Source organism: Hungatella hominis, assembly GCF_014288005.1.
Lineage (GTDB): Bacteria > Bacillota > Clostridia > Lachnospirales > Lachnospiraceae > Hungatella > Hungatella effluvii.
In genome coordinates, this window is the sequence record NZ_JACOPB010000002.1 from 231,217 (window position 1) to 243,076 (window position 11,860).

12 protein-coding genes are annotated in these 11,860 nt (G+C 52.2%); 6 read left to right on the plus strand and 6 right to left on the minus strand.

Features of this window, described 5'->3' with window-relative positions; all coding sequences use genetic code 11:
- Positions 1-40: 40 nt before the first annotated feature.
- Genes H8S75_RS05325 through H8S75_RS05345 form a run of 5 tightly spaced genes read right to left on the minus strand, consistent with a single transcriptional unit; the run spans position 41 to position 3,314 of the window.
- Positions 41-766, minus strand: coding sequence for a PHP domain-containing protein (locus tag H8S75_RS05325; protein WP_187019915.1), 726 nt, complete (start codon positions 764-766; stop codon positions 41-43).
- Positions 753-1,106, minus strand: coding sequence for a hypothetical protein (locus tag H8S75_RS05330; protein ID WP_025531293.1), 354 nt, complete (start codon positions 1,104-1,106; stop codon positions 753-755). Before H8S75_RS05330 ends, H8S75_RS05325 begins: the two co-directional genes overlap by 14 nt.
- Positions 1,107-1,125: 19 nt before the next feature.
- A complete protein-coding gene (locus H8S75_RS05335) occupies positions 1,126-2,526 on the minus strand; it encodes a [Fe-Fe] hydrogenase large subunit C-terminal domain-containing protein (RefSeq protein WP_187019917.1) in 1,401 nt (466 codons plus the stop codon).
- A gap of 15 nt (positions 2,527-2,541) precedes the next feature.
- Entirely contained in the window at positions 2,542-2,967 is a 426-nt protein-coding gene (locus tag H8S75_RS05340) for an ATP-binding protein (RefSeq protein WP_187019918.1), read from the minus strand.
- Complete coding sequence (locus H8S75_RS05345) at positions 2,967-3,314, minus strand: DRTGG domain-containing protein (RefSeq protein WP_187019920.1); 348 nt, start codon at positions 3,312-3,314, stop codon at positions 2,967-2,969. Before H8S75_RS05345 ends, H8S75_RS05340 begins: the two co-directional genes overlap by 1 nt.
- 387 nt (positions 3,315-3,701) lie before the next feature.
- Here H8S75_RS05345 and H8S75_RS05350 point away from each other — a divergent pair, with 387 nt between their 5' ends.
- From H8S75_RS05350 to H8S75_RS05375, 6 genes are all read left to right on the plus strand, one after another.
- Entirely contained in the window at positions 3,702-4,196 is a 495-nt protein-coding gene (locus H8S75_RS05350) for an NADH-quinone oxidoreductase subunit NuoE family protein (protein ID WP_002604564.1), read from the plus strand.
- A 10-nt stretch (positions 4,197-4,206) separates the two neighbouring features.
- Positions 4,207-4,764 (plus strand): sensor histidine kinase, encoded by a 558-nt coding sequence (locus H8S75_RS05355; protein WP_002604565.1) that lies wholly within the window; start codon positions 4,207-4,209, stop codon positions 4,762-4,764.
- A 24-nt stretch (positions 4,765-4,788) separates the two neighbouring features.
- A complete protein-coding gene (locus tag H8S75_RS05360; RefSeq protein ID WP_002604566.1) occupies positions 4,789-5,166 on the plus strand; it encodes a (2Fe-2S) ferredoxin domain-containing protein in 378 nt (125 codons plus the stop codon).
- Between the two features lie 12 nt (positions 5,167-5,178).
- Complete coding sequence (gene nuoF / locus H8S75_RS05365; protein WP_187019921.1) at positions 5,179-6,966, plus strand: NADH-quinone oxidoreductase subunit NuoF; 1,788 nt, start codon at positions 5,179-5,181, stop codon at positions 6,964-6,966.
- A gap of 17 nt (positions 6,967-6,983) precedes the next feature.
- Positions 6,984-8,729: an NADH-dependent [FeFe] hydrogenase, group A6 gene (locus H8S75_RS05370; RefSeq protein WP_187019923.1), complete on the plus strand. Its 1,746-nt coding sequence runs from the start codon at positions 6,984-6,986 to the stop codon at positions 8,727-8,729.
- Positions 8,730-9,301: 572 nt separating this feature from the next.
- Entirely contained in the window at positions 9,302-10,708 is a 1,407-nt protein-coding gene (locus H8S75_RS05375; protein WP_187019925.1) for an amidophosphoribosyltransferase, read from the plus strand.
- Between the two features lie 76 nt (positions 10,709-10,784).
- Here the strand turns inward: H8S75_RS05375 and H8S75_RS05380 are convergent, their stop codons facing one another.
- The gene (locus tag H8S75_RS05380) at positions 10,785-11,855 is read right to left on the minus strand and encodes a glycerol dehydrogenase (protein WP_187019926.1); all 1,071 of its coding nucleotides are present in this window, start codon (positions 11,853-11,855) and stop codon (positions 10,785-10,787) included.
- Between the last annotated feature and the right edge of the window lie 5 nt (positions 11,856-11,860).

The window sequence follows — 11,860 nt, forward strand, 5'->3', positions numbered from 1 at the left end:
CGCGGATCGCTTCTTTCCTGTCGTTTCTATAGTCCGCTGCTCACACTCCCAACGGCCGGAGCAGGCAGTCTACAATGCCCTGCATGCTCTTTTCCCCAGCCTCGATCGTAAGCTCCGGCTCGTGGATATCCTCCAGGTAATGGGCGTCGGAATTGCTGATGATCCGACATCCATTCAGGTACGGATTGGTCTGTTTCAGCTCATGCAGCTTCTTCAAATCCTTCACCTCCGCAGTCTTAAACTGGCTGTCCGGAGGTACGAAGCCTAAGTTGGCAATCAGGCTGTTGGCAGTCTTATCGATATGGGCCGGGAACATCACGCCGTCGTAGGAGCGCACCAGCTCCCACAGCCCGTCAAAGGAAATATCCACGCTGTTAATAAGGAGATTTGCCACGGTTCCGCACACTTCGTCTTCCTTATTATATAGCTGCTGCTTACCAAATATTTCCTCATTGTTTGGAAATGGAATAAGCCTGTCATAAACGTAGGAATCAAAGGCCATGGCCGCCTCCAGGTTTGGAAAGAGACAGACGGCGTGAACCTCCTCCGAGGTATTAATCTCCATCCCGGGAATGGCCAGAACGCCGTATTCCTTGGCAAAATGCAGGACAGCCGGACAGTTTTTACAGGAATTATGATCCGTTACCGCGATCACATCCAGTCCCTTTATGGCCGCCATCCCGACAATATTGCCCGGGGTCATATCGTCATCCCCGCACGGTGATAAACAGGAATGGATATGCAGATCGTAGCTAAGGCTCTTCATGCGCCCCGGCCTGAAGCTTATTCCAGACGGCGAGGGCCGCCTCAAATATAGGTTCTTCCGTCTTCAGTACCGTGATCTCCTGATCGACCGCTTTCTTTCTGGCCGCATCGTCGAGCACGGCCCCTTCCGCCATGATCACACAGGCCGCGTCCGCCAGAGACGCAACCGCCAGTGTATTCATATTGCCCATCACCGTCACCCACGCGCATCCAAATGGCGCGCGCCCCATGGCAATACTGAGTAAGTCACAGCAGAACGGTTTTGTGATTTCCCGTTCCAGCCCCTCTCCGGCATTCACGACACCGAAGATACCGCTGTCTATCAACTCCTGAACCGTCATTCTATTTTCTGCTCCTTCCCTATTCCTGGTCTTTTTCCTTCTCATCCCGGCTGTCAAGCAGCGACATCTCGTCCGAAATCCTCTGGATGTACTCCGTCATCACCTTCAGCATCTCATAGCCCTCCGCATTGCCCGCGGCAATGTCATCCGCCAGGATGGATACCTCCTCGGACAGCTTATGTAAATTCTCCCGCAGATAGTATACACAGTCGGACTCCACTGCCTCCCCGCGCACGATATCCTCGGCCAGCGCCTTACACGTAGGCGCCCCGCAGGAGCCGCAGTCCAGGCCCGGGAGCTTCTTGCACAGCCGCTCCGCCTGACCCAGCCTCGCAAAGCTCTCCATCATGGTGTTTCCCAGGTTAAATACCGGCTCGTACTGGACATCCTTCGTCCATTTGACCAGTTCCTCGGCGTTTCCCTCGATATGGCTTCTCGCCACCGGCATGTATTTCCGGAGTCTTTTCAGCTTGACTTCTGCCACATATGGGTTTTCCACGGTCAGCACGCCTCCAACGCATCCACCATTGCAGGCGTTTAACTCCACAAATTTCAAGTTCGTAAACTTCTGATCCTCCATGTCCTCCAGCACCCGGATGACATTCTCGATCCCGTCGGCGGCCAGATACTCTTCCGTGAAGAGGCCGCTGGCCTCCCCGCCGCTCCGTCCCCAGCTGATGCCGATCTTTCCGGACGTCCCGATCTCCGGCGGGTCGTCTCCCACCGCCTTCATGCAGGACAGCAGCTGCGGATATACCTCCTTGATGGCCAGCACCCGGTCCACCTCGCTGTGGTCCGTCCCCAGAGGAGACTTCACATACGTCACCTTGGAAGGACACGGGGATATAAAAATGATACCGATCTTCTCTCTTGGAAGTCCGGTCTCCTTCATGGCCTTCTCTGCCGCCAGGATCGCCGCCACCTCCACAGGGGGATTAAGCGGGAGGAGATTCGGAATCAGGTTCGGGAACCGGACCCGGATCAGCCGTACCACCGAAGGACATGCCGTACTGATGGCCGGAAGCCGGTCGGGATTCTCACTTAAGTATTCTCTGGTGGCCTCCGAGACCAGCTCGGCAGCCGCGCTCACCTCAAAGACATCGTGAAAGCCCATCATCAGCAGGGCATTCAACACGATATTCACATCGTCTAAATTGTTAAACTGGCTGTATAAGGACGGCGCCGGCAGCGCCACCGTGTACTCGTACTGTTTCAGCACATCCAGCTTGTCATACGTCGCATGCTTCGCATGATGGGGGCATACCCTGATGCACTCGCCGCAGTCAATGCAGAATTTGCTGTTGATCTGCGCCTTCCCGTTTCTCACCCTGATCGCCTGGGTCGGACACCGTTTGATGCAGTTAATGCATCCCATGCACAGTTCCGCATCCAGCCTGACTGAATGATAAAATTTATCCACCTTCTCACCCCCAGCTTATACTATCTTCACCACCATCCGGACGGTTGTACCCACTCCCAGCGTTGTGTCAACCTCCAGCACATCCGAATACTTCTTCATATTGGGGAGGCCCATGCCTGCTCCGAAGCCCAAAGAGCGCACTTCGTCCGGAGCAGTGGAATATCCGGCCTGCATGGCCAGCTCTACATCAGGAATTCCGGGACCCACGTCCGCCAGGATCATCTCGATCTCTTCCGGCGTTATGTTGACCGTAATCTCCCCGCCCTTTGCATGAATCACCATGTTGATCTCCCCTTCATACATGGCAATGGCAACCTTTCTCACAGCATCAGGGCTCACGCCCATCTGCTTTAGCTTACCCTTCACATCGCTGCTGGCCTCACCCGCCCTGGTGAAGTCATCCGGCGATATGTGATACTTCAGAGTGATAACGTTATCCATCAGATCGCACCTCCATGAAGCCCCGCTGAATAAAGCATTCCACAGGCCGAGAACATCCGGTGGCCGGTGGCCATCACAATTAAGTTTCTCTCCCTCGCCATTTCCAGCATGGCATCATCGGGCTTTTTCCCTCTGACAAAAACAAGGCAGACGATATCCAGCATCTCTGCGGTACGGACCACCTGCGGATTGCAGAGCCCGGTAAGCAGCACCGAATGATCCTTGGAAAATGCCAGCACATCGCTCATCATGTCGGAACCGCAGGCACTCCGCACTTCCACCTCCAAATGATCCTCACCAACCAGCACCCTGGCGCCCAGAATATCCTTTACATCTCTAGCAGTCATACATACACTCTCCTTTTTGATGGTTTTATCACTTCAGCTATGATATTCTTTTTCAATTCATAAGTAGATTATAGTAATTTTTCGAAGGAAAGGAAAGCCTTTTATATAATTTCTTTTATTTATAGAATATTTCAGCCCTCTATCTGTTAAAATTGTACAAAAAACTGGTCCGTGTGCGGCCTGCCTGCCGATGCAGAAAGGAGCCGGATTACAGCCCTTTGCTATATCCTACTACTTTTCTATGTATTCAATTGCGAAATCAGTATATTTTTACCTATATATATCGTTATTTTTTTGTCGAATCTCTCCGAACCTATGGATTTTTTCTCAATATCATGGTAGAATGTTAGATACATTGCATAAGCAACAATTTAAGGAGGTTATAAAATGGCTTGCAAAAAACAAGGTGTCCTGTTTAGCGGGACAAAGGAGCAGGAAGCCGCTTTAAAAGAAGTGATTTCCGAGCTTAAAGGCACGAAAGGCGCCCTGATGCCGATCATGCAGAAGGCACAGGACATTTATGGTTATCTTCCAATTGAAGTACAGACCATGATATCTGATGAAACGGGCATACCGCTTGAGAAAATATACGGTGTTGCTACCTTCTATGCCCAGTTTGCCCTCCAGCCAAAGGGTAAATATCAGGTTTCTGTCTGTCTTGGTACAGCCTGTTACGTCAAGGGCTCCGGCGAGATTTACAATAAGCTGGTTGAACTTCTTGGCATTACCAACGGAGAATGCACTCCCGACGGTAAATTTTCCCTTGACTCCTGCCGATGCGTAGGCGCATGCGGACTCGCTCCGGTCATGATGATCAACGGCGAAGTTTACGGCAGACTGACACCCGATGACGTCCCTGGCATTCTTGCCAAATATGAATAGTTAAAATCCCATGATGACAGAAATTTCTTTAAATGTATTGGATGTAGCGGAAAATTCCACGAGAGCGGGCGCAGCGCTTGTCGCTATCACCGCAGCCGTTGACACTGCTTCTGACCTGCTGACTATCACCATAGCGGATGATGGATGCGGCATGACAGAGGAGCAGGCAGCTCATGTGACGGATCCATTTTTTACGACCAGAAAGACGAGAAAGGTAGGCCTTGGCATTCCCTTTTTTAAGTATGCTGCAGAGAGCACCGGCGGAAGCTTTACCATCGACTCAACTCCCGGTGTGGGAACCACGGTCACCGCAGTTTTCGGTCTTTCCCATATTGACCGGATGCCGCTTGGAGATATGAACGGAACGATAGAGACGCTCATTACATGCCATCCGGATACGGATTTTCTCTATACATACCGCTATAACGATGCGTCATTTGTACTGGATACCAGAGAGTTTCGGGAGATTTTAGGGGATATCCCCTTTGACACTCCAGAGGTATCCGCCTATATCAAGGAATATCTGGCAGAAAACAAACTTGAAACAGATGGTGGCGCGGTCATTTAGACCGGCCGGAATTGGAGGAATAACATGAAGACTCTTGAAGAATTAAAGGCAATCCGAGAGAAAATGCAGAGTCAGGTCAGCATGCGCGAAGAAGACCACGCACGCACCCGTGTACTGGTTGGTATGGCAACCTGCGGAATCGCCAGCGGCGCAAGACCTGTTCTTAATAAACTTTCCACACTCGTTCAGGAAAATAACATGACAGACCGTTTTTCCGTTACACAGACAGGCTGCATCGGCTTATGCCAGTATGAGCCCATCGTCGAGATTCTCGAGCCTGGTAAAGAAAAAGTAACTTATATCAAGATGAATGCCGAGAAAGCGGAAGAAGTATACAAAGAGCATCTGATCGGCGGTCATATTCTGGAAAATTACACGCTGGGTTCAGCTGACATTAAATAAGGAGGAAACAAGATGTATCGTTCACATGTATTAGTTTGCGGCGGAACGGGATGTACTTCCTCCGGAAGCCAGCAGATTATGGTATCATTAAGAGAAGAATTAAAGAAGCAGGGACTGGATGAGGAAGTTTCCGTCGTTCAGACAGGCTGCCATGGACTCTGTGCCCTTGGCCCCATTATGATCGTTTACCCGGATGCAACCTTCTATGCCATGGTCAAGGAAGAGGACATTCCTGAGATCGTAGAAGAACACTTATTAAAAGGACGTCCTGTACAGAGACTCCTCTATGATGAGACGGTTACACCATCCGGCGTCAAGTCCTTAGGAGATACCGATTTCTATAAGAAGCAGCACAGAATCGCACTGCGTAACTGTGGTGTCATCAACCCGGAAGTCATCGAAGAGTACATCGGTACCGGCGGATATCAGGCCCTCGGTAAGGTTTTAACCGAGATGACTCCGGACGACGTAATCCAGGTTCTGCTGGACAGCGGTTTGAGAGGCCGCGGCGGCGCTGGTTTCCCAACCGGACTCAAGTGGAAGCTGGCTAAGGGCAACGATGCAGACCAGAAGTATGTCTGTTGTAACGCCGACGAAGGCGACCCCGGCGCTTTCATGGACCGTTCCGTTCTGGAAGGTGATCCTCACGCAGTACTGGAGGCCATGACCATCGCAGGCTACGCCATCGGCGCTTCCCAGGGTTACATCTACGTTCGTGCAGAGTACCCGATCGCCGTACAGCGTCTGAAGATCGCCATTGACCAGGCCAGAGAGATGGAACTCCTGGGCGACGATATCTTCGGCTCAGGCTTCTCCTTCAATATCGATTTAAGACTCGGCGCAGGTGCATTCGTCTGTGGTGAGGAGACTGCCCTTATGGTATCCATCGAAGGCAACCGGGGCGAACCGCGCCCGCGTCCTCCGTTCCCGGCACAGAAAGGTCTGTTTGGCAAGCCAACCATTTTAAATAACGTAGAGACCTGGGCGAACATTCCTCAGATCATCTTAAACGGACCGGAGTGGTTCTCCTCCATGGGAACCGAGAAGTCCAAGGGAACGAAAGTATTCGCACTCGGCGGCAAGATCCATAATACCGGCCTTGTAGAAGTTCCGATGGGAACCACACTGCGCGAGATCATCGAAGAGATCGGCGGCGGAATCCCGGGCGGCAAAAAGTTTAAAGCGGCTCAGACCGGCGGACCATCCGGCGGATGTATCCCGGCAGAGCATTTTGATATTCCGATCGACTATGACAACCTGGTTGCTATCGGCTCCATGATGGGTTCCGGCGGTCTGATCGTTATGGACGAAGACGACTGTATGGTCGACATCGCCAAGTTCTTCTTGGAGTTCACGGTTGAGGAGTCCTGCGGTAAGTGTACCCCGTGCCGGATCGGTACGAAGCGTATGCTGGAGATCTTAGAGAAGATCACCAAGGGCCAGGCTACCATGGCTGACCTCGACAAGCTGGAAGAATTATGTTACTACATAAAGGCCAACTCGGCCTGCGCACTTGGGCAGACAGCACCGAACCCGGTACTTTCCACATTACAGTACTTCCGCGATGAATACGTAGCCCATATTGTAGATAAGACCTGTCCTGCAGGCGTATGTAAGGCACTCCTTAACTTCTACATTGATCCTGAGAAGTGTAAGGGCTGTACGCTCTGTGCAAGGAACTGTCCTGCCAACGCAATTACCGGTTCCGTCAAGAATCCGCATGTTATCGATGGCGATAAGTGTATCAAGTGCGGCGCTTGTATGGAGAAGTGTAAGTTTGGCGCTATCTACAAGAAATAATGGAGGGAGAACGTATCATGGAGAATATTACAATTAAAATCAACGGCATGGAAGTAAGCGCTCCAGAAGGCTCCACCATTCTGGAAGCAGCAAGACTCGCCCATGTTGAGATACCAACTTTATGTTATTTAAAAGATCTTAATGAAATTGCTGCCTGCCGTATGTGTACGGTTAAGATTAACGGCGGCAAGCTGGCTGCGGCCTGCGTTTACCCGATCAATCCGGGCCTTGAGGTATGGACCAACACGCCTGACCTGGTTGAATACAGAAAAAAGACGCTTCAGCTGATCTTATCCAACCACAACCGTTCCTGTTTATCCTGTGTCCGCAGCGGAAACTGCGAGCTGCAGACCTTATGTAAGGAGCTGGGCGTGGAAGACAGCGATTACTACGATGGAGAGAAGACTCCGTCCTGTATCGATGAGAGTGCGGCCCACATGGTCCGTGACAACAGCAAATGTATCCTCTGCCGCCGCTGTTCTGCTACCTGTGAAAAGGTACAGGGAATCGGCGTCATCGGTGCCAATGAGCGTGGTTTCGCCACCATCATCGGTTCCGCATTCGATATGGGCCTGGGCGAGACCAGCTGCGTATCCTGCGGCCAGTGTATCGCAGTCTGCCCGACAGGCGCTCTCTATGAGAAGACCTGCATCGACGACGTAGCCGCCGCTATCGCAGATCCTTCCAAACATGTCATCGTACAGACAGCTCCGGCAGTTCGTGCGGGACTGGGTGAGGAATTCGGCTATCCGATCGGAACAAACGTAGAGGGCAAGATGGCTGCTGCGTTAAGAAGAATCGGCTTCGACAAAGTATTCGATACCAACTTCAGCGCCGACTTAACGATTATGGAAGAAGCACATGAATTTATTGAGAGAGTTCAGAACGGCGGCACGCTGCCGATGATCACCTCCTGTTCACCAGGATGGATCAAATACTGCGAGCACTATTTCCCGGATATGACGGAGAACTTATCTTCCTGCAAGTCCCCGCAGCAGATGTTCGGCGCTATCGCCAAATCCTACTATGCGGAAAAGATGGGCTTAAAGCCGGAAGATATCGTATCTGTCAGCGTTATGCCATGTACCGCGAAGAAGTTCGAGATCGGCAGAGACAACCAGGATGCCAACGGCTGCCCGGATGTAGACTACTCCATGACGACGAGAGAGCTTGCCAGAATGATCAAGAAATTCGGTATCCGCTTCAACGAGCTTCCTGATGAAGATTTCGATGCTCCGTTAGGCCTTGGTACCGGCGCGGCTGTCATCTTCGGCGCAACCGGAGGAGTTATGGAAGCAGCCTTGAGAACGGCTGTCGAGACCCTGACCGGCGAGGAATTACAGAAGGTTGACTTTACCGACGTACGCGGCACCGAAGGTATCAAGGAAGCCACCTACAACGTAGCCGGCATGGATGTCAAGGTTGCTGTCGCCTCCGGCCTCGGCAATGCCAGAGAGCTCTTAAACAGAGTAAAATCAGGTGAGGCAGACTACCACTTCATCGAGATCATGGGATGTCCGGGCGGCTGTGTAAACGGCGGCGGCCAGCCCCAGCAGCCAGGCTCCGTCCGCAACACCGTAGACATCAGAGCCCTGCGCGCCAAAGTATTATACGACGAAGACGCAGCCAAAACCATCCGTAAGTCCCACGAGAATCCTGCAATCAAGGAACTCTACGAGACCTACCTCGGCAAACCAGGCAGCGAAAAAGCGCACCACCTGCTTCACACGACTTATGTAAAGCGGAAAATCAATGAAGTTTAATTTATAATTATTTGCCTGAGACCGTCCCTTTGCCTTAATAAAAAATTCCAAAGGGACGGTCTCTTTGTATCCAGATTACATCTAGCGCCATTCCCCTACCGGAGCCAGTACACAGCCCCAGGGCCTGCGGAGAGTCTGAGGGCGGCAAGGGCGGGAGCGCTGGTGGTTTCCTTTTCCGAGGTACGCAGGAACTTAAGCGGAAAGGCGGGAAAAAGGGGTGGTGAAAGCAGGCCTCAAAGCCTGCTTTCAAGTGCACATGGAGGAAAAATCCTTCAGGATTTCTTCCGTAATTTGCACGATCCGCCCCTTTTTCCCGTCTTTCCGCTTTAGTTCCTGCCACCGAGGAAACAAGAAACCACCAGCGCTCCCGCCCTTGCCGCCCTCAGACTCTCCGCAGGTCCTGGGGCGTCCCCTCCAATACTTCTAAAACCTCATAAGAATATTTAATGGGTAAATCCATTGTTTCCATCTCCTCATATGTGTTAGAATTGTCTCGGGCGGCTGATTTGTCAGACCGTCCGGATTGATTTTCACACGATCACACGACTTAATCACATAGAAGAGGGAATTTTATGGGCGGAATATTTGGTGTCGTATCTAAAAAGAGTTGTACACTCGATGTATTTTTCGGAGTGGATTACCACTCCCATCTGGGAACCAAGCGCGGCGGTATGGCTGTATACGGGCCACGGGGCTTCTCCCGTGCCATTCATAATATCGAAAACACTCCTTTCCGTACAAAATTTGACGGGGACTTGGACGAGCTGGAAGGCACTTCCGGAATCGGATGCATATCTGACAATGAGCCGCAGCCGCTCTTAATTCAGTCCCATCTCGGCAGTTTCGCCATCACCACAGTAGGTAAAATCAATAATCAGGACGATTTAATCCGGTCGGCCTATGAGAACGGCCATATTCATTTTATGGAGATGAGCGGCGGCAGGATCAATTCGACAGAACTGGTGGCGGCCCTGATCAATCAGAAAGCCAGCATCACAGAGGGCCTTCAGTACGCTCAGGAGCGGATCGACGGCTCCATGACCATACTGATCCTGACCCCGGAGGGAATCTACGCGGCAAGAGACCGTATGGGACGCACCCCTATCGTTATTGGTAAAAAGGAAGACGCATTCTGTGCCTCTTTCGAAAGCTTTGCCTACATTAATTTAGGCTACTCTGACTACTATGAGCTGGGTCCCGGAGAGATCGTCTTTTTGACGCCGGAAGGCATGGAAAGCCTGGTACCAGCCAGGGAAGAGATGAATATCTGTTCCTTCTTATGGGTTTACTACGGCTATCCGACTTCCTCCTATGAAGGCATCAACGTCGAAAATATGCGCTATGAGTGCGGAAAGCTTCTGGCCCGCCGGGATGATGTAAAAGCAGACATGGTGGCCGGTGTTCCGGATTCCGGAATCGCTCACGCCATCGGATATGCCAATGAATCCGGCATCCCGTTTGCAAGACCCTTTATCAAATATACGCCCACATGGCCCCGTTCCTTCATGCCTCAGAATCAGGGAGAACGGAATCTGATTGCAAAGATGAAGCTGATCCCTGTAGATGCCCTGATCCGCGGCAAGAGTATGCTGCTGATCGACGATTCCATCGTCCGCGGCACACAGCTGGGCGAGACTACGGAGTTCTTATATCAGAGCGGTGCGAAAGAGGTCCACATCCGGCCGGCCTGCCCGCCTCTCATGTTTGGCTGTCCTTACTTAAACTTCTCCCGTTCCAACTCGGAGCTGGATCTGATTACCCGCAGAATCATCCGCGACCGTGAGGGGGACAACATCTCCGACGAAGTGCTGGCCGATTACGCGGATCCCGACAGCAGGAACTATCAGGAGATGGTGGAGGAAATCAGAAAGAAACTAAATTTCACCACACTCCGTTACCACAGGCTGGATGATTTACAGGCCTCCATCGGCATTTCTCCCTGCAAGCTCTGTACCTATTGCTGGAGCGGGAAAAAATAACAGAAAGTAGAGGTCTCCTGACGTTTTGCTGTAGGGGACCTCTTTTCTATTTCATATAAAATGTTTTAACTACGGATCATTTTGATAGACGCTTCATCACCCTCACCACTTCCTCCGGCTCCACGTCCCTGCCAATGTTTCTCATCGTCTCTTCCGGTGAGCAGCTTCTGATCGCGGCCTCGAGCAGACGGTGTTCCGGGATTTCTCCCGCATGCATGTCTTCCAGCGAGACCGGAAGCCCTACCTTCAGGCAAAAGCCGCGAAGCTTACTGATCTCCTCCTCCGGCCGGCCCTCCAGCACCATCTGCACCAGTGTACAGAACGCCACCTTTTCTCCGTGCATTACGGAAGACAGCTCCGGAAGAAGGGCCAGGCCGTTGTGAAGCGCATGTGCGCAGGCCAGTCCCCCGCTCTCGAAGCCGATTCCGCTTAAATACGTATTGGCTTCCACAATATTTTCCACAGCTTCCGTACAGAGCCGGTTCTCCACATCTTTTCTGGCCTGTTCCCCGTATGTGAGGACCGTATCGAGACACGCCTTCGCCAAAGCCTCCGCCGCAATGGACACGCTGCCGCCGGCCCTCGTCACCCCACCGTTTCTCCGACATGCAAAAGCCTCATAATACGTGGAAATGGCATCTCCCATCCCCGCCGTAAACAGCCGCACCGGAGCGTGGGCGATGATCTCCGTGTCCAGAATAATCAGATCAGGGTTCCTCTTTAACGAAAGATAACGATCAAAGGTACCGTCCTCCCGGTAGAGAACGGCGATTCTGCTGCACGGTGCATCTGTGGAAACCACAGTCGGCACCAGAATCACAGGCTTTCCGGAATAATGGCCTGCTGCCTTTGCCGTATCCTGCACCTTGCCGCCCCCGATCCCGAATACGGCGCCGCAGTTCTCCGCCAGCCCGGCCAGTCTCGTGATCTCCGGCTCACAGCACTCGCCGGTGAACACCTCTTCCTTCCAGGAAATCTCCTCTTTCTCAAAGCTCTCCGCTGCCGCATCCCGGTAAACGTCATGGACAAACCGGTCCATAATCAGCAGTACTTCGCCCTCCCCAATGCTCCTGTAATGCTCCGCCAGCTTCCTTATCTCTCCCGGTCCCTGTATGTAGGTGGACGGGGCGTCGATCACACGTCTCATATGGC

Bases quoted from the DNA above. Each gene is read 5' to 3' on its own strand.
- H8S75_RS05325 (WP_187019915.1), bottom strand. From the start codon at position 766: ATGAAGAGCCTTAGCTACGATCTGCATATCCATTCCTGTTTATCACCG.
- H8S75_RS05330 (WP_025531293.1), bottom strand. From the start codon at position 1,106: ATGACGGTTCAGGAGTTGATAGACAGCGGTATCTTCGGTGTCGTGAAT.
- H8S75_RS05340 (WP_187019918.1), bottom strand. From the start codon at position 2,967: ATGGATAACGTTATCACTCTGAAGTATCACATATCGCCGGATGACTTC.
- H8S75_RS05345 (WP_187019920.1), bottom strand. From the start codon at position 3,314: ATGACTGCTAGAGATGTAAAGGATATTCTGGGCGCCAGGGTGCTGGTT.
- H8S75_RS05350 (WP_002604564.1), top strand. From the start codon at position 3,702: ATGGCTTGCAAAAAACAAGGTGTCCTGTTTAGCGGGACAAAGGAGCAG.
- H8S75_RS05355 (WP_002604565.1), top strand. From the start codon at position 4,207: ATGATGACAGAAATTTCTTTAAATGTATTGGATGTAGCGGAAAATTCC.
- H8S75_RS05360 (WP_002604566.1), top strand. From the start codon at position 4,789: ATGAAGACTCTTGAAGAATTAAAGGCAATCCGAGAGAAAATGCAGAGT.
- nuoF (WP_187019921.1), top strand. From the start codon at position 5,179: ATGTATCGTTCACATGTATTAGTTTGCGGCGGAACGGGATGTACTTCC.
- H8S75_RS05370 (WP_187019923.1), top strand. From the start codon at position 6,984: ATGGAGAATATTACAATTAAAATCAACGGCATGGAAGTAAGCGCTCCA.
- H8S75_RS05375 (WP_187019925.1), top strand. From the start codon at position 9,302: ATGGGCGGAATATTTGGTGTCGTATCTAAAAAGAGTTGTACACTCGAT.
- H8S75_RS05380 (WP_187019926.1), bottom strand. From the start codon at position 11,855: ATGAGACGTGTGATCGACGCCCCGTCCACCTACATACAGGGACCGGGA.